The sequence below is a fragment of the Pseudanabaena sp. SR411 genome, assembly GCF_002251945.1.
Taxonomy (GTDB): domain Bacteria; phylum Cyanobacteriota; class Cyanobacteriia; order Pseudanabaenales; family Pseudanabaenaceae; genus Pseudanabaena.
On sequence record NZ_NDHW01000084.1, the window covers coordinates 107,278 to 126,185 of the forward strand.

15 protein-coding genes are annotated in these 18,908 nt (G+C 43.2%); 6 read left to right on the plus strand and 9 right to left on the minus strand.

Features of this window, described 5'->3' with window-relative positions; all coding sequences use genetic code 11:
- The first annotated feature begins 71 nt into the window (after window positions 1–71).
- The 5 genes from nadC to B9G53_RS08190 all read left to right on the plus strand — a co-directional run bounded on the left by nadC (window position 72) and on the right by B9G53_RS08190 (window position 4,467).
- On the plus strand, window positions 72–926 hold the full coding sequence (gene nadC / locus B9G53_RS08170; RefSeq protein ID WP_094531028.1) for a carboxylating nicotinate-nucleotide diphosphorylase: 855 nt from the start codon (window positions 72–74) through the stop codon (window positions 924–926).
- Window positions 927–994: 68 nt separating this feature from the next.
- Window positions 995–1,885: a bile acid:sodium symporter family protein gene (locus B9G53_RS08175; RefSeq protein WP_094531030.1), complete on the plus strand. Its 891-nt coding sequence runs from the start codon at window positions 995–997 to the stop codon at window positions 1,883–1,885.
- 117 nt (window positions 1,886–2,002) lie between these two features.
- Complete coding sequence (locus tag B9G53_RS08180; protein ID WP_094531033.1) at window positions 2,003–2,515, plus strand: DUF29 domain-containing protein; 513 nt, start codon at window positions 2,003–2,005, stop codon at window positions 2,513–2,515.
- Window positions 2,512–2,814, plus strand: coding sequence for a DUF433 domain-containing protein (locus B9G53_RS08185; RefSeq protein ID WP_094531035.1), 303 nt, complete (start codon window positions 2,512–2,514; stop codon window positions 2,812–2,814). The genes B9G53_RS08180 and B9G53_RS08185 overlap by 4 nt, the downstream gene beginning before the upstream one ends.
- Window positions 2,815–2,865: 51 nt before the next feature.
- Entirely contained in the window at window positions 2,866–4,467 is a 1,602-nt protein-coding gene (locus tag B9G53_RS08190) for an Hsp70 family protein (protein ID WP_094531037.1), read from the plus strand.
- 60 nt (window positions 4,468–4,527) lie between these two features.
- Here the strand turns inward: B9G53_RS08190 and B9G53_RS08195 are convergent, their stop codons facing one another.
- The 7 genes from B9G53_RS08195 to B9G53_RS08230 form a co-directional block, all read right to left on the minus strand.
- Window positions 4,528–5,013 carry an MEKHLA domain-containing protein gene (locus B9G53_RS08195; RefSeq protein ID WP_094531039.1) on the minus strand — a complete coding sequence of 162 codons (486 nt, stop codon included), beginning with the start codon at window positions 5,011–5,013 and terminating at the stop codon, window positions 4,528–4,530.
- Between the two features lie 221 nt (window positions 5,014–5,234).
- Window positions 5,235–7,121, minus strand: coding sequence for an ATP-dependent zinc metalloprotease FtsH (gene ftsH / locus B9G53_RS08200; RefSeq protein ID WP_094531041.1), 1,887 nt, complete (start codon window positions 7,119–7,121; stop codon window positions 5,235–5,237).
- 283 nt (window positions 7,122–7,404) lie between these two features.
- Window positions 7,405–9,255, minus strand: a complete 1,851-nt coding sequence (locus B9G53_RS08210; RefSeq protein ID WP_094531045.1) for a hypothetical protein — start codon at window positions 9,253–9,255, stop codon at window positions 7,405–7,407.
- Between the two features lie 239 nt (window positions 9,256–9,494).
- On the minus strand, window positions 9,495–10,436 hold the full coding sequence (locus tag B9G53_RS08215) for a tyrosine-type recombinase/integrase (protein WP_094531047.1): 942 nt from the start codon (window positions 10,434–10,436) through the stop codon (window positions 9,495–9,497).
- A gap of 163 nt (window positions 10,437–10,599) precedes the next feature.
- Window positions 10,600–11,298, minus strand: coding sequence for a hypothetical protein (locus B9G53_RS08220; protein ID WP_094531049.1), 699 nt, complete (start codon window positions 11,296–11,298; stop codon window positions 10,600–10,602).
- Between the two features lie 308 nt (window positions 11,299–11,606).
- Window positions 11,607–12,110 (minus strand): hypothetical protein, encoded by a 504-nt coding sequence (locus tag B9G53_RS08225; protein WP_094531051.1) that lies wholly within the window; start codon window positions 12,108–12,110, stop codon window positions 11,607–11,609.
- Between the two features lie 115 nt (window positions 12,111–12,225).
- Window positions 12,226–12,633 carry an EVE domain-containing protein gene (locus B9G53_RS08230; RefSeq protein WP_094531065.1) on the minus strand — a complete coding sequence of 136 codons (408 nt, stop codon included), beginning with the start codon at window positions 12,631–12,633 and terminating at the stop codon, window positions 12,226–12,228.
- 616 nt (window positions 12,634–13,249) lie between these two features.
- Between B9G53_RS08230 and gltB the strand changes: the two genes are divergently transcribed.
- A complete protein-coding gene (gltB, locus tag B9G53_RS08235) occupies window positions 13,250–17,887 on the plus strand; it encodes a glutamate synthase large subunit (RefSeq protein WP_094531053.1) in 4,638 nt (1,545 codons plus the stop codon).
- Between the two features lie 68 nt (window positions 17,888–17,955).
- Here the strand turns inward: gltB and B9G53_RS08240 are convergent, their stop codons facing one another.
- Both B9G53_RS08240 and B9G53_RS08245 read right to left on the minus strand, forming a co-directional pair.
- Window positions 17,956–18,366 (minus strand): hypothetical protein, encoded by a 411-nt coding sequence (locus tag B9G53_RS08240; RefSeq protein ID WP_094531055.1) that lies wholly within the window; start codon window positions 18,364–18,366, stop codon window positions 17,956–17,958.
- A 74-nt stretch (window positions 18,367–18,440) separates the two neighbouring features.
- Window positions 18,441–18,908 (minus strand): transposase (locus B9G53_RS08245; protein WP_217901534.1); only part of this gene is annotated, 468 nt, incomplete at its 5' end.

Below are 18,908 nucleotides of genomic sequence, written 5' to 3' on the forward strand. Positions count from 1 at the left end.
TAGCCTTTCATAAATAGTTTCCACAGTTTAGTTAGAAACTTTTTCTCAATCATTTAACAAATACCTAGATAATGCTCCCTCCTTTTATTGTTTTAGATCCGATCCTCGAAGACTGGTTGCGCGAAGATATTGGACGAGGCGATCGCAGTACCAGTGGTTTATTCCCAAATGGTTATGCTCCCCTTGGCAAAGCAGTATGGATTGCGAAAGCTGATGGCATAATTGCAGGGTTACCAGTTGCCGCTAGAGTATTTCAATTGTTGGATCAATCAGTAAATTTTGTGGCGATCGCGCAGGATGGGAAGCCTGTAAAATCTGGTGACTTGATTGCAGAAATTAATGGTAGTCTCGCTACATTGCTAATGGGTGAACGGGTTGCTTTAAATCTAGTCATGCGATTATCGGGAATTGCTAGTGCGACTGCGGAATATGTCAAAGCGATTTCTAGTACAAAAGCTCGTCTAGTCGATACTCGTAAAACTATTCCTGGGATGAGATTATTAGAAAAATATGCCACATTTATCGGTGGGGCGATCAATCATCGCTATGGCTTAGATGATGCGGTGATGCTCAAGGATAATCACATCGCAGCGGCGGGAGGTATCACCGAAGCAGTGCAACGTGTACGTGAGAACATTCCATTTACGACATCAATTGAAGTGGAAACTGAGTCAATTAATCAAGTCAAAGAAGCAATGCAGCTAAATTTGGATGTGATTATGCTGGACAATATGCCATTGTCGATGATGAGTGAGGCGATCGCTTTAATTCGTCAGCATAGTCCCCAATCTAAAACCGAAGCTTCGGGCAATATTACCCTCGATACGATTGCTCAGGTTGCAGAGCTAGGCGTAGATTATATTTCCACTTCGGCAATGGTGACGCGATCACATTGGCTCGATATTAGTATGCGAATTAGCTCCTAAATAATAAAGTACCGAGCTTCGCGCTGCACTTTATTACCCTAAACACAATACCCATTTCATAACAAATTATGCAAGAAAGTATTTTTACAACTTTAATCTTACCCATTGCTTTAGCCTTAATCATGCTGGGGATGGGTCTATCGCTAAAGTTTGAGGATTTCCAACGGATCACCAAATATCCTAAGGCTGTGTCGGTGGGATTATTCAGTCAAATCTTGCTGCTACCAATCATCGGCTTTGTAATTACCCAAATTGTGCCAATGCCGCCTGCGATCGCTGTGGGTCTGGTGATCATTGCCATTTCTCCTGGTGGTGTGTCATCAAACATGATTACTTACCTCGCAGGTGGAGATGTCGCGTTATCGGTGACACTGACGGTATTTAGTAGCATTATCACCATATTTACGATTCCGATACTTGCAAATCTGGCTCTAAATCATTTTCTCGGACAGAGTGCAGCGATCGCCTTGCCAATTGGAACGACAATGGTACAGATCTTTTTAATTACAATTATTCCCACTGCAATAGGAATGTATATACAGTATAAGTTTCCTGAGCTTGCCCGCAGCTTAGAGAAAGTTACTAGTCGCCTAGCGATCGGCTTTCTCGCTTTAATTATTCTGATTCTAGTTATTCGCGAGTGGAGTCGCTTACCTGAGTTTATTTTGCAAGCTGGAGCAGGGGTGGTTTTACTGAATATATTCTCAATGGCAGCAGGTTTTGTGATCAGTAAACTGCTAAAGCTTAGTCCACCGCAGCAAATTTGTGTAGCGATCGAAGTTGGTATTCAGAATGGAACTTTAGCGATCGCGATTACAGCAGGAATGTTGGGTAATCAAGATATGGCAATTCCTGCGGCTATTTATAGTCTGTTTATGTATATGACTGGATTTGGGGCAATTCTCTATGGCAAGAGCTTATCGAAAACTGCCTCAGTTCAAACCTCAAAATACAATTAGCGGCGCTTCGCGCCGCTAATTGTATAGCAATCCTAATGTAATTGATAGAGTTCAGCACACTCTATCAATTACATTAGGATTGCTATAATAGAAATATTATTTACAGGAATGCAAGCTATGAGCGTTACATTCACCGATGAAGTCTTACAAACATTACCCTCAGATAATGAGGATATCTATAATCGTGACTACTGTTTGTGGGTTGAGTTGATGATGCAGCTTTTGCACGAAGGTAAATTGACGCAACTAGATATTCCTCATCTAATAGAAGAACTTGACGACATGAGTGGGAGTCAGAGAGATGCTCTTGAAAGTAATTTAGAAATAATCTTGATGCATCTATTAAAATATTGCTTCCAGCCACAGTTGCGATCGCGTAGTTGGCTATTAACTATTTTTGAACATCGCAATCGCTTAAAAAAAGCTTGCAAGCGCAGTCCTAGTCTACATCGCTATTATCAAGAAGTATTTCCAGAATGCTATCAAACAGCGAGAAAATTTGCCTCACTAGAAACGGGTTTGCTGATATCTGATTTTCCTGAGACTAGCCCCTTTACACCAGAACAGGCTATAGATATAGATTATTTTCCATTAGAATTAAGTAAAGGAACAGAGAGTCCAGAATTATGACAGTAACTATTGTTGATATTGGTACACTTATTGTCTGCTCTCCTGATATTTGTGGCAATCGACCTCGTATTGCAAGAACTCGTATGACTGTTGGACGGATTGCAACTTTGTGGCAGCAAGGTTTGAATGCAGAAGAAATTCAGGATGAGTATCCCCATTTGAAATTAGAGCAAATTTATGCGGCTCTGGCTTACTATCACGCAAATAAAGCAGAGCTTGATGCATCTTTAGCTAAAGATTTGATGGATTACGAAAACTATCGAAAAGTCTTTTCTCAAGAGCAAAAGGTTGAGGTGTGACCAAAATCAGGAAGTTCAATTTCTTGGAGACTATTTGAGAAACTTATAATTATGGAATATGCGATTGATTTTGGGACGAGTAATACTGTTGTTGCGAGAATTAATGAGAATGGAGAGATTGAAACTGTCAAGTTAGATGCTTATAGTAGTTTTATTGCCGACAATCCACCGTTAATTCCTAGTTTTGTTTATGTACAGGATGCTGTCAAAGAGCAGGTGTTAATTGGTCAGGAAGTTAGCGATCGCGGTTTAGATAAAAAAAGCATCAAAGGTGAGCCGCGATTTTTTAAAGCTTTTAAACGGGCGATCGGTTCTAACGTGTCGATGTTTGTGCCAGAAATTGATGGACGCGAAGTGGAATTTGAACTGGTAGGAGAATGGTTCTTAAAGAGGATTATTAATTGCTTGCCTGATGCTGACTCACTAATCTTTACTGTTCCTGTCGATAGCTTTGAGTCCTATCGAAACTGGTTAGGCAAAGTTTGCGAGAAGTTAACCGTTGATCAAGTCCGCATCCTTGATGAACCAACGGCGGCAGCTTTGGGTTATGGGCTTAATGGTGATGGTGAAACTCTTTTAGTGGTGGATTTTGGTGGTGGAACTTTAGATTTATCCTTAGTGAAATTATCATCAGGACAGGCTCAAACTGCGGTCAATCAGCCTAAATCACCTCTAGGCTTTTTACTGAAATGGGGCGATCGCACGATCAAAAATACATCTACATCCAATAATCAAAGTTCACAAACAGCAAAGGTTTTCGCAAAAACAGGTCAAAATCTCGGCGGGATTGATATCGATAACTGGATTGTTGATTATTTCCATAAGGAGTTAGGATTACCCAAAAATTCTATCGTAACGCGCTTAGCAGAACGTATTAAAATCTCTCTTTCGAGCAATGAATCATTAACGGAAGTCTATTTTAACGATCAAACCTTTGAATCCTATGAATTGACATTAACGCGATCGCAGTTAAATCAAATCCTTGAACAACAGAAATTTTTTGCTAATCTCGATCAAGCTCTTGATCGTATTCGTCAACAAGCAACGCGCCAAAATATTGACCTAGATAAGGTTGATGCAGTTCTCCTTGTCGGTGGCACATCCCAAATCCCTGCGGTGAAAGAATGGGCGTTGAAACATTTCCCATCGGAAAAAGTAAAAGCTGATAAACCCTTTGAGGCGATCGCTCATGGAGCAGTTTCCCAAGGCTGGGAATTGCAAGACTTTCTCTATCACAGTTATGGTGTGCGCTATTGGGATAAAAGATACAAAAAACATAACTGGCATACCATTGTTAAATCTGGTACTACCTATCCCTTGGAAAAGCCAGTAGAACTTACTCTCGGCGCATCGGTTGCCGATCAGCCCAGCATTGAGCTAGTCATCGGTGAGTTAGGTGAAACCAATGTAGAAGTGTATTTTGAAGATGAGAGGCTGGTAACCCGTGTTTTAGATGGTAAACAAGTTGCTGTGCAGATTCTTAATGAAAACAGCAAAGCGATCGCTCAACTCGATCCGCTTGGTCAAACGGGTAGCGATCGCATTAAAGTCCTCTTTCAAGTAGATCAAAAGCGAACATTGCGAATTACAGTTCAAGACTTGTTAACGAAGCAGAACCTGTTAGACGATGTAGCTGTAGTACAACTCGTATAATCCTGTGTTCGTCGCGCCCGCAACATACGACCAAAATAAGACTATTTTGTAATGATGGACTTAGGCGATCGCTTCCCAGTTAGAAAAAGTTGCTGCTTGTCCCCACAATTTGCCGTTTTTGTCCACCACATTCCAGATAATTGCTTGATTGATATAAAAGCGATCGCCTGTACTCGCAATCCGAATCCCGCGATAATCACTGATATATCCTTGGGATTTTGCCTGCGCCAATAGTTGTTCTCTTTCACTACGTTCTATTGGTTCAGCCGTATAGCGTGATGGTGTTGTGATAAAAGTAGCCCAATCCATCTGCCATAAATCAAGCGCTTTTTGATTGCCATAGTTAAGAATCGGATCGACTTGAGTGCCGTGGGAAACAACTACAAAATTTGCATTAAATAATAAATCGGCTATTTCTTCTGGTAATTGGCGATCGGCGATTGGTATGAGAGTGTCGCCAGTCCAATGGTGAAAGCTATAGAGTAATAACTGAATATGTTGTAATAGTTCTTTTTGTAACCAAGGTTTTGATTGATTTGTATTCATAATTTGTCTTACAGCGCTTTGCGCTCAAACCCGAACCAAGAATTTTTGTAAAAGTGTTGTAAAGCAACACTTTTACAAAAATTCTTGGTTCGTTTGATCAGTAATTGCAGTAGGTTGTCTAAATCAAATATATGACAACATCTACTCAGTGCAAACAATAATCACATCTCAAAAAAAAGTAGGAGCAGTTCACGAACTGCTCCTACTTTTTTTAATGGATTTTAGATTTGAGGAACAAAGCGTTCTTTTACAGGAACAGATGTGTACTCAGAAACAATGCGACGGAACTCATCACCATCTAGAGTTTCATTCTCAACTAGAAGATCAACAACGCGATCGATTGCGGCTCGATTTTCGTACACAATCTGAAGTGCTGATTGATAGCATTTCTGCACGATCGCACGAACTTGCTGATCGATTTTTGCCGAAACATCTTCAGAATATTGCGATCCACCACCCATGCTACGTCCGAGAAATACCTCAGAGGTTTGACCCTCAAGGGCTAGTTGACCAATGTTGGACATGCCATAACGAGTCACCATTTGACGCGCCATGCCACTGACCTGTTGCAAGTCTCCACCGGCTCCTGTAGTTACTTCCGCAGAGCCAAATACTGCCTCTTCCGCCGCACGACCACCAAGAGCAGCCGTGATCCTTGCAAGGATTTGACCACGTGAAACTAGGGTTTGTTCTTCATCGGGAGTAAACCATGTTAAACCAGCCGCTTGACCTCTAGGAATCAAGGTAACTTTTTGAACTGGATCGTGATCCTTAAGCAATGTACCGACGATCGCATGACCAACTTCGTGATAGGCAATCAAACGCTTATTACGGCTATCGACAAGGGCTTTACCTTCCAGTCCCGCAATCACGCGATCAACGGCATCATCAATTTCTGCCATCGTCATCGCATCCTTACGACGACGAGCAGTGAGAATCGCAGCTTCATTCAAGAGGTTAGCGAGATCAGCACCAGCAAATCCGGGGGTACGACGGGCGATCGCTTCTAAAGAAACTTCAGGGCTAATCTTTTTGTCACGGGCATGAACGTTCAAAACTTGCAAACGACCTTTGATGTCAGGTGGATCAACACCAATTTGGCGATCAAAACGACCGGGACGCAATAGTGCGGAGTCAAGCACATCAGCACGGTTAGTTGCCGCAATTACGATGACACCAGAGTTACCTTCAAATCCATCCATTTCTGTAAGGATTTGGTTAAGGGTTTGTTCGCGTTCATCATTACCGCCACCAATACCAGCGCCGCGTTGACGACCCACCGCATCAATTTCATCAATAAAGATGATACAAGGAGCGTTTTCCTTGGCTTTCTTGAAAAGGTCGCGCACTCGTGATGCACCGACACCAACAAACATTTCGACAAACTCAGAACCCGAAACTGAGAAGAAAGGTACACCTGCTTCACCAGCGATCGCCTTAGCCAGCAAAGTTTTACCAGTTCCAGGAGGACCAATCAATAAAACACCTTTGGGAATCTTTGCACCAACCGCAGTAAAGCGTTCGGGCTTTTTCAAGAAGGTGACAACTTCTTGTAGCTCTTCTTTAGCTTCTTCAATACCTGCAACATCATCAAACTTCACGCCAGTTTGAGCATCCATCGCAAAACGAGCTTTAGATTTACCAAAATCCATCGCTTGTCCGGGACCACCCATTTGATTAGAGCGACGGAACAAGAAAAACAAACCAGCAATTAAAGCGATCGGAAAAATTAAGTTACTAATAAAGCCCCAGATTGCACCATTGTTGCTTGGTGGATAAATGGCTAGATCGATGCCGCCTTCGTTGAGTTTATCCATCAACTCAGGTGCATAGAGTGGCAAATCAACTCTAGCACGTTGCTCTTTGCCTTCAATTTGGGGATCGGTTGCTACGATTACCGCCGTGCGACCACCATCAAAAATATCAACTTTGCGTACCCGATGTTCATCAAGATACTCAAGGAATCTTCCGTAGGCGATGCGGGTATTAGCCGCATTCACAGTGGGACGGCTAGGTGCGGGACGGGCTACTAAAGTCTGCCATCCAAAAAAGCCGATGATCGCTATGGGCAGTAACCACAGCAGTGCAGTTCTCCAAGAGGATTTCATATAGCAAAGAGCCTGATGTTCAAAATAATTTCTTAACTAAACTTAACTTACCATGATCTTTAATCAATGGGATCGCGCGATCGCAAATATCTACCCAAATCTAGGTATTCGCATCTCTGCTCCTCCTTTGGATAGACTCGTAGCCATGATTTGGCAGATGTCCGTAAGCAATCTCTCGAATAGTCACAGATTCGCAATCAAATTGAATGTGTATCATTTTGCAAATGGGTGCGGGTTCATTTGCCAAACAAAAAACAATCACAGTAATGATTCTGAGTTTTGATTATCTGACTGGAGGCAAAGCATAACCGATTTGACGCAGAGCTTTGCGAAACTTACCTTCATGAATAGCTAAAACCACCAAAGCACGACTACCCACAAGCTGACAGTATTTCTTGGTAAGCGGATCATTGGCAATCAATGTGGCTAAATGAGAACTAGCACATTCAATTAACTTCGCATCTCCTAAATCCCTCAAACTACTGGCTTTTTCTGAAGCATTGTTCAGAAACTCTTGCACAGATTCAGGTAAAGGTTCACTAGTGTTCTGCTCCAGAACTTGCTTTAGTTCCGTAACCTGATGTCCATCCTCGATCGCCGTTAAAAGCTGATCCAAATCTAGTTGCCATATTTCATCAGAAATCCTTTGAGCATAACGATCAAGCACTAGGGCATCCGAAATATTCAGCCCAGTTCCTGAAGCCATAATTTCTAAATTCGGCAATACCCGTAAAGTCTGGCTATTGGCGATCGCTACTGGTTGATATTTTTCAGTCAATCCCAAACAGTAAGCCCCCAGAGCCGTTAAGCGAAAATAAATCAAACCATCGTATCGACTGAGAAAGTGTAGATCCTCAGTTCCCCAGAGATCGCCAAAATCACGCCACGCCACCCCTGGATCAACATAGCCAACATCAATCAAACCAAGGGTCGCCGCATATTCAAACAAGAGACAGCGCATATATCGTTCTTGCAAAATATGCCAATCATGACTACCCGAATATCCTAAATTCCCATATCCCAATTCACAGATGTAAAGCTCATAAGGATCGCGGGTGACTTCAAACAGATGTCCACTAGCTACCATATACTTACTAAAATCTGTGAATTGAGTCCATTTACCAATCGAACATTCGCTCAAAGCGTTAGCAATCACTTCACGCCGTCCCGCCACTGCCGTCATTCCCCTTGAACCTTTGCCCATCTGTCCCTTGATCTCATCAATGCGCCGAAATTCATCAAAGGTCGTATTCTTGAGCCAGCGCTTCCATAGTGTTTGTAAAGTTTTGGCTGGTGGTTCTTGGAGAGCTTTTAGCCCCGCTTTCGTCAGCACTAGCTTTTTGCCAGAAAGTTCCGCCATGTTACCAACCTGCAACAGGGCTGTCCATGCAAAGGCTTTGATACCGCCAATATCATCATCAGGGGATCTGTAGTGATACTGTGCTTCCGCTTTGCGTTGTTGATCATCATAAAAATCACCACCCAATAAAATTGTCGCGATCGCTTTCACCGTTGCGCCACTGGGTAGGGATGTTTTGTCACTAACAGAGACTTTGCCCGATTGAATCAAACGTAGAACTGACAGCAAATCTTTTTGAGCAACCTGTTCCATTTCACATACTGTCAAGGGAACTTCGTACTCTTGGTCATTCCAATATCTTTGGTGACGTACAAGAAATATGTCTGGAATTGTGTCGCCGACTTCGTTTAAACAGGTTGCTTGAGGCTTGGGGACAAAGACTTTTAGGGTTTGCTTGAGTTCAGACGGCATTACGCCTTGATAGAGAAAGAAGCTTAGTAGCGATGGCTGGTATCTTGAGCTGTAGCGATCGCCTGTGCCAAAATTCGGCTTTTGTCCATATTTAGCTACAAATGCATCCGCATTGTAATTATTTCCCGATGAATGCACGACTTCAGCGATCGCGGCTTTCTGCAATTCGTCTAGCTGCTGCCAAATTTTCTGGATCTTCACACCCTCAATTTGTTGCAAAATTACAGTCACTAGATCGGCTTTACGAGTCAATTTTTGATCGAGAGACAACAGCGCACAAAGCTTTTTCAACTCATCAACAGTTTTTACTTCAAGAGCTTGTTGAAGACTGGGAAAAATTTCTACGGTTTGTTTGCGTGGCATGGGGCGATCAGACTATAGCAATAATCATCAATTGTATAGCAATGTAAGAGATAGCTAGGACAAATCAAAACCCAAATAGATGAAGGCGGCGCAAAGCGCCGCCTTCATCTATTTGGGTTTTATGTCCTGTGCTTAGCCAACCAATTCACAAAAATGTGATGACACTTTTGTGAATTAAACCCCAAAACCAGTAAGGGTTTTAAAAACACAAAATGGCGCAGCTAGTTTGTGTTTTGGGATTATTCCAACCTCTCCGCCGCTTTCAAAAAAGCTCTTTTCGCTGCAATCTTATTCTTGCGATTAGTATAACGCCTAAAACTTCTCACATCCCGATGTCTGGTCAACTCCATCGCCAAAGATGGATCTAGCTCATACTTCACAATCAAATTTGTCGCAAATGTATGTCTTCCCCGATGGGAATGCAAATCAATCCCCGTCTTCTCGGCAAGATCGTCCATCACATGTCGAATTCCCCAATAGGTCAATCGCTTACCCTGACTGCGATTAGAACAAGACACAAACAAAGGACTGTCTGATGATAACTCCTCTTTCTGCTCCCTCCGCCAAACCAGATAAGCATCCAAATCCTGAATACCCAACTTCGTCAAAGGCACTTCTCCTTTGCTATCCCACTTCGCCTCTTTAATCACCAATTCCCCATTCATATAATCCTCAACATTCAGCCGACAAGCCTCTTCTGCTCTCAACCCATGCAACAACACCGAAAACAAAGCCCGATCACGCAACATAACTTTACTCAAGGCGATCGCCTCATAAATCTGCAATACCTCCTCATCTTCTAAATCCTTAGCCACAGGATCGGGCAGTCGCTCCTGCTGAATCCCAATTGTCGGATCGGCAACCACATATTCTGACAGCAACATCCATCGATAAAATGACTTCAGTGTTCGCAGCACCCGATTCACCGAACTCAGTGCCAACTCACGTTCCTTGAGCAAAAAAGTTTTAAACTGCGTCACTTTACGCCGACTCACATCCACCCAAGCGAGATCGCACCAATCCATAAACATCCGCAAGTCTGCTTGATAAGCTTTACGACTTTTCGGTTGCAAAGCCCGCGATGCTAAGAACTCGTCAACCCTTGCTTGACGTAAGTCTGTCGTAGCGATCGCTTTGGGCGGTTCACTGTAAACAACTAAAATTGGCTCTGGAATCAACATAGCAGCCTATATTCAGCAGATATTTTTTGAGGATTAGTATTCATTCTTCTGTGGCAAATATTTTTTTGCCCAGATCTCTTGCTGAATGGAGGAATCAACGATAATTGCAAAATCGCCTACTTATTATACAGCAAGCATATAGGGACAAACTGCTGGCGGTATTTTATGGTTGATTGCTAAATTCAGAGTTACTAAGGATTTCTTGCGATCGCAGATCAACTTCGGCAACTTTGAGCTTATTTTCTGATTGATACAGTATGGAGACACGATTATTTTTAATAGTAGAAGTGCCATTAAACCGATCTACTTGATTAATCAATACTTTAAAGCGCAACCCTGACGGATCAGAAATCGCAATGCTCTTTTGATCTTCGTCATTGATACGTTTGTCATTGTTGGTGTCTTTGTCCGCAACTAAATACACATAGCCAACTGTCGGCAACTGCTGTTCTTTTCCCGTACTTTCCGTGAGATCTGGCAAAGCGATCGTAGATAGAAGTAATCCTTCACTCTTCGGTCTTAACCAATAAGACACTTTTTTAGTTGGATCATAGAAAATATAATTCTGAATAGAACTAGACTCCTTAGATCCTGCTCTATAGTCATATTCTTGGATCAGATAAAGCGGAGCCTTAATGATATCCGTTCCCGAAATCTGTCCAAAGGTTCCAATTGTCGTTTTTACTTTGACTTCATCATTTGTAGATACATTGACAACATTACTAACTTCCTGTGTACGGGTAGCCTGTCGAAATAATCCCCAAACAGTCGCAGCAAAACTAGCGCTAGCAAGAATTCCCATAAGTAGAATAATTACAGCATTAATGCGCCAAATATAAGTAAAGACTTGACGTGATTTCATATTTCTATTTTTGGTAATACCTTTACGCTTTGTTATACTCAAGCACAAAATGGCTACGCCATTTTTATGCTTTCAAAACTCTTGCTGGGCTTGACTTTTAATCGATAAAAGTATTGTCACACTTTTATCGATTGGTATCTAAGAGAGTCGATTAGCGGGACTCTTAATAAAGCCCTGTAGACGACTTACAACATAAGTTATTTCCCAAATTATTTATATTTCAACAGAACAATATATTTTTCAAAAGCTTTGCAATGTAAAGCTTTTGAAAAATATATTGTTCTGGATTGAGCGTAAAGCATTGTAATTTAGGGAGCAACATAGCCTTGAATATTCTCAGGGCGCAAAGGACGCATGAGTTGATTAGCCCGCACTACCTGCTGATCTGTACCTTGGACAACGATCAGATACTTACCTTCATCAAGACGGTTACGCATAGGAACGGAATCGCTGCTAGTTGCCACACCAACACCACCGCCCACAAATAGACTTCCCATTGCACCACCAAATGCACCCAGCAAGCCACCAATCAAATGATTGCCAATACTGCCAGCCCAAGCAAAAGTATGTAAATCAGTAACAAGACTAAATCCAACTCCTGCTAAAAAGCCAAAGGGAACTAGCCAATAGGACATAAAAAAGGCTTGTTTGCGACCTTGGACAAGGGGATCGATAAAGCCAAATTCTTCAGCGCTTTTGTAGCCCTTGCCTAAAATCGAAATTGCTTCCATCGGAAAATTTGCGGATTCTAGCCGCGTATAGACTTCTTCAGCCTTCAGGCGATCGCCCCAAACACTAACCAAATAGTTCATATATTCTAAAAAATTACTAATAACTTCTAGCCAATATCCTATAGCGCAAAGCGATCTAAATAAATTAGGGCTACCCAAAAACTAATGAAGTGCCGCGCATAGCGCGGCACTTCATTTAAATATTGGCGAGTTCTAAAATTTTTTGCCAATGCGCCTCAGAGACAGGAACGACAGACAGGCGACTAATCCGAATTAGGTCAAAGCCTTCAAAATCAGGATCTTGTTTAATTTGAGCAAGGGTCACAGGCTGAGGTAGCGATCGCACAGCTTTTACATCAACTACCGCCCGTTTTGGGTCGTCCAATTTCGGATCAACATAAGGCAAGCTAATCACTTCAGCAATCCCCATAGCACGCCTTTCATCGCCTGTATGATAAATCAGGGCAAGATCCTTGATCTGCATTGTGCGGATATGCTTGAGTGCCAAATTATTATTCACACCATCCCAAATCGTTTGGCGATCGCGCTCTAGATCAGCATAGGAATAAACATCGGGTTCACTTTTAAGAAGCCAATAAGCCATGATGCAAGTCACTGAAACTGTTTTGCCATTATAAGTACTTGTACAAAATAAATTATCCAAACCCATAAAGTTGCGACCCCGCGGGTCGCAACTTTATGGTTCGGCAAAGCCTTTACTTAATTAAAAACCCAAAATTAAGAAGTGCTTGATCCTGTAGCTTTTGGGTTCACCTGTATGTCAAACTACACCCCAAAACTGTAGTGAGTCGAACATAAGAAAGATCTTTGTCGCTTATAATCAGTAATGCCCCACTTAAAAAATTCATACTAGAATATCTACTTAGTACCTATGCACAAGACTAAGTAAAGAGCTATGCTCTAAAACCTGCCTTCATTCAAATGATTGAATGCAAGCTTAGTTCAAATATTAAGTCTTGGCTTAGAACTCAAGCTCTAGCTAGGGTAAGAGTGACAATTTGCAATAATCTCAAGCGATTTAAGTCAGTTTAAAGCAAATTTCTGTAAGCAAGATATTAACAGTTTTGCATCTGTTAATAAAAAGCTTAATCTAGAATTAACAATGTACAAGGTACGAAGTGACGCAGTGAGAGCTTCATCACCCACCTTAAGAATCTCATAATTTCAACATACATTTTTTGATAGCAACAGATAATCCGATGGAAGTGAGCCGCGTGAATACAAGTCAGTCTAATCAGTCTGGAACTAATAATCTTGTCCAAGGGCCTTATTGGCTGGTAGAAGAGCGTGATGCCTGTGGGGTGGGATTTATTGCGGACAAAGAAGGTCGTGCTAGCCATAAAATTGTGAGCAATTCTCTCAAAGCGCTGACTTGTATGGAACATCGCGGCGGGTGTAGCGCCGATCAAGATTCGGGCGATGGTGCAGGTTTGATGACCGCAATTCCTTGGGGTTTGTTACAAAAGGAATTTACAGATTTGACCATCGATCCTGAGCATTCAGCTTTGGGGATGTTTTTCTTGCCACAGGATGATGATCACGCGGCTAAATGTCGCGCCATTACCGAGAGAATTGCCGCAGAAGAAGGCTTAAAACTCCTACGATGGCGAATTGTGCCTGTAAATCCAGAGGTATTGGGTGTTCAAGCTAGGGAAAATCAACCCCAGATCGAACAAGCGATTTTCGTGGCAGATGCCGATCATCAACAGCTCGATCAGATTGAAAGAGCGATTTACATCACCCGTCGCCGCATTAAACTTGAGGTCAAAAAGCTAGCTCCTGATCTCCCTAGCGATTTTTATGTGCCATCTCTGTCTAACGCAACCGTAATTTATAAAGGGATGGTGCGATCGGCGGTATTAGATGCATTTTATGCAGACTTGCAAAATCCCGATTATGTCTCGGCTTATGCAATCTATCACCGTCGTTTTAGCACCAATACCTTACCCAAATGGCCCCTTGCTCAACCGATGCGGTTTCTCGGTCACAATGGTGAAATTAATACTTTGCAGGGAAATACCAATTGGTTCCTTGCTCGTCAAGGCGATCTCACCCATCCTACTTGGGTAGACGCAAAGGGCGATCGCCTCAAAGATTTGCTACCAATTCTTAAGCCAAATGAGAGTGATTCGGCGACTCTCGATCACGTTTTTGAATTGCTAATTGAGACAGGGCATAGTCCGCTTGAGGCGATGATGATCCTTGTGCCAGAAGCCTATGAGAATCAACCAGATTTAAGCGATCGCCAAGCAATTGTTGATTTCTATGAATATTACAGTGGCTTACAAGAAGCTTGGGATGGACCTGCTCTACTAGCCTTCAGTGATGGCAAAATCGTCGGTGCGGCTCTGGATCGCAATGGTTTACGTCCTGCTCGTTACATGATTACTAATGATGGCATGGTGATCGTTAGCTCAGAAGCAGGAACTGTGGATATTCCTGAAACGGATATTATTGAAAAAGGTCGCCTTGGTCCTGGACAAACGATCGCTGTGGATTTGCAAACCCATGAGATTCTCCACAACTGGGAAATAAAGGAACGGGTCGCGAAGGCTCATCCCTATGGTGAATGGATTAAACAATATCGTAAGAATCTAGAAGTCAAACCTTTTGCAGAAGCGCCAACCCTTGATGAGCAGAAAGTTCTTACCTATCAAACCGCCTTTGGCTACACCCTCGAAGACGTGGAAATGGTGATTGAAGCCATGGCTCAAGATGGGAAAGAGCCAGTTTTCTGTATGGGTGATGATGCGCCGCTAGCCTTTCTATCGCAACGTCCACACCTACTCTATGACTATTTTAAACAGCGCTTTGCACAGGTAACGAATCCACCGATCGATCCTCTGCGTGAGGGAACGGTGATGTCTTTATCGATGTTTTTAGGAGAAAGAGCGAATTTGCTCCTTGCCACTCCTGAGGCGGCTAATCAGATTAAGGTAAAGAGTCCCGTAATTAATGAAGCAGAGCTTGAGGAACTGCAATCATTAGGTTTTGCCTCGGCAAAATTAGATATGTTGTTCCCGATCGCCTCAGGAGCTAATGGGCTAAAAGAGGCGATCGCTAAGCTCAGTGATGCAGCTGTGAAGGCTGTTCGCGATGGCGCAAAATTGTTGATTTTAAGCGATCGCAACTTGAGTGCAGAAAGTGCCTATATTCCGCCATTGCTAGCCGTGGGCGCAGTGCATCACCGTCTCTGTGCCGAAGGGCTTCGCATGAAGGCTTCGATCATTGTGGAAACGGCTCAATGCTGGAGTACCCATCATTTTGCTTGCTTGATTGGTTATGGAGCCAGTGCGATCTGTCCTTACCTAGCTTTAGAAACCACCCGCCAATGGTGGGGCAAAGCCAAGACCCAAATGCAAATGCAACAGGGCAAAATCAATTCCCTGACAATTACTCAGGTTCAAGACAGCTATCGTAAAGCAGTTGAAGGCGGCTTATTAAAGATTCTCTCGAAGATGGGAATTTCGCTCCTGTCAAGCTACAGTGGCGCACAAATTTTTGAGGCGATCGGTATTGGCGAAGAAGTAATTACCAATTGCTTTAAGGGAACAGTTTCCCGCGTTGGTGGTGTTAACTTCGCCGATATTGCGTCGGAATTACTCAGTTTCCATTCTCAAGCCTTCCCTGAATTGCAAATCAAAAAGCTAGAGAACTACGGCTTTGTGCAGTATCGCCCCACGGGTGAGTACCACATGAACAGTCCTGAAATGGCAAAGGCTTTGCATAAGGCAGTGGCTGGTGATGGCTATGATCATTACGAAGTCTATCGGACACAGTTACAGAATCGCACACCAACGGCGCTACGTGATTTACTCGAATTTAAGAGCGATCGCCCTAGCATTCCTTTAGAAGAAGTCGAAGATGTTTCTGAAATTCTGAAGCGTTTCTGTACAGGAGCTATGTCCCTCGGAGCCTTGAGTCGAGAAGCCCATGAAGTCCTTGCGATCGCCATGAATCGCGTCGGTGGCAAATCAAATTGTGGCGAAGGCGGAGAAGATCCAATTCGCTATTTGCCCATCAATGATGTAGATGCTAACGGCATTTCCGCAACATTCCCTCACCTCAAAGGCTTGAAGAATGGCGACACAGCAAACTCAGCAATTAAACAGATTGCATCGGGACGTTTTGGAGTCACTCCTTCCTATCTAGTGAGTTCCAATCAACTAGAAATTAAAGTTGCTCAAGGTGCAAAACCAGGGGAAGGCGGTCAGTTACCAGGACCAAAAGTCAGCAGCTATATTGCCATGCTCCGAAACTCCAAACCAGGAGTATCGCTAATTTCGCCGCCTCCACACCATGACATCTATTCCATCGAAGACCTCGCCCAGTTGATTTATGATTTGCATCAAATCAATCCCACTGCGAAAGTATCGGTAAAACTAGTATCGGAAATTGGCATCGGCACGATCGCCGCAGGTGTGGCTAAGGCGAATGCTGACATCATCCAAATCTCTGGCTACGATGGCGGTACGGGTGCTTCACCCTTGAGTTCGATTAAGCACGCTGGCTCACCTTGGGAACTCGGTCTAGCAGAAGTGCATACGGTACTGATGGGTAACAAACTACGCGATCGCGTTCTCTTACGTGTTGATGGCGGATTTAAAACTGGTTGGGATGTGGCGATTGCTGCTCTCCTCGGTGGTGAAGAATACGGCTTTGGTACGGCGGCGATGATTGCTGAAGGTTGCATCATGGCGCGAGTTTGTCACACAAATAAGTGCCCCGTTGGTGTAACTTCGCAATTGGAGCAGTTCCGCAAGCGCTTCCCTGGAACACCTGAACATGTGGTCAACTTCCTTTACTTTGTCGCTGAAGAAGTACGTCAAATCCTTGCTAAGCTTGGTTACAAATCCCTTAAAGAGATCATCGGACGTTCTGACCTATTGGCTCAGCGTCAAGACTTGAAGCTCGCTAAACTCAATCTCAATCAAGTAGATTTAGGTTGTCTCATCAATTTACCTGACACTAAGAGCGATCGCAGTTGGTTAGAGCATTCTCCAACTTCCCATAGCAATGGTGCAGTTCTGGATGATGAAATCTTGGCAGATCTCGAAGTACAAAAGGCGATCGCTAATCAAACTGATTTAAGTAAAACCTATGCGATCGTTAATACTGATCGTTCAGTGCCTGCGAGAGTATCGGGAGCGATCGCGAAGCAATATGGCAATTCTGGACTGGCTAGCCACCTCAATCTCGAATTTGTGGGCGCAGCAGGTCAAAGCTTTGGCGCATTCAATATCAATGGCTTGAATCTATCCCTAGTCGGTGAAGCTAACGACTACATTGGTAAAGGGATGAATGGTGGCACGATCAGCATCAAACCAAAACCTGATTGCACCTTCAACCCTGCGGACAATGCCATCATTGGCAACACCTGCTTATATGGTGCAACGGGTGGCTATCTGTTTGTACATGGACGTGCTGGCGAACGCTTCGGAGTGCGGAACTCTGGTGCAAAGGCAGTAGTGGAAGGAACAGGTGACCACTGCTCTGAATATATGACGGGTGGTGTAGTTGTAGTTCTAGGAACCACAGGTCGTAATGTTGGTGCTGGGATGACAGGCGGGATTGCTTACTTCCTCGATATTGATGGCAAGTTTAAAGAGCGGTTAAGCCAAGAGGTTCTCAAAGTCCAAAGGGTTTGCACCGCCGCAGGTGAGAATCAGCTAAAGGAATTGATTCAATCTAGCTATGAGCATACTGGTAGTTCTAGAGCGAAGGAAATTCTCGATAATTGGTCTAGCTATTTGCCAAAATTCTGGCAAGTTGTGCCACCTTCAGAGCAGAATAGCCCTGAAGCAACGGATGCAGTGCCTGTAGCAGCAACTGTTTAGAATCAACAAAAAAAGAGGGCAAATGCCCTCTTTTTTTGTTGATTCTAAGAGAGTGTTGGAGAAGTATCCTAAGCAGGCAGATTTTTATTAACTTCTATCACAGTGATCTTGCCGTTTTCGACTACGGTATTGCCCATAATTGTGTTGTGCATTGCCTCAAACTTCGATTCTGCATCGATGGTACATTCAAAATGCAGTGTGACATGGTAAAGCTTGCTAATTGCTTCTCCATCAGGCGATCGCTCCACGGTCAGCATATCCACATTTTGCTGTTCTTCAGCAATCTGGCGATACTGCTCTGCTAACTTTTCTAAAGCGATCGCGATCGCGTGTTCTTGGGTTTGACCGTAGCAATTAATGGTGTTTTGGGATGGATCTGGTAATGGGTTGGATAAGTGGCAAAGATAGTAACCGTTGTCTTCAAGGGTTACATTAATGGAAATATTTTCATTAATCAGTTTGGGACTGGTTTCAATCATATAATTTTTGCAAATGGATATTTTGTTTTGATTGTGATAAACGAAATGTAGATACTGTCTTAAGCACCAAAAAGTCAAGAGGGAATTTGGACAAAATTAGGATCGAAAGAACGCTGAGACTTGAGAACACCAAAGACCTGCCGCAATAGCTTGTGCATGACAGCACCAATGACAGACATTTTGGACTTACCCTTAGCCGTAAGGCGAGCGCAGAAAGAGGCAATCGGCGAATTATAACGACGAGCGACAATCGCAGGCATAAACAAAGCTTTACGCAAACGCGAATTACCCATTTTTGACAAGCGCGGTTTGCCATGAATCGAAGAACCAGAAGAGAACTCACGGGGAGTTAAACCAGCAAAAGCAGCTAATTGATCAGCAGTATCAAAAGCCGAAATATCACGAATTTCTGCAAGTAATACAGTTGCAGTCAGTTCCGCAATACCAGGAATAGAAGTCAACAAATCCCGTTGAGATTTCAAATGGGGATGTTGATCAAAGTGCTGACGAATCAWTTTCTTGSTCATCTCAATTTGATCTTT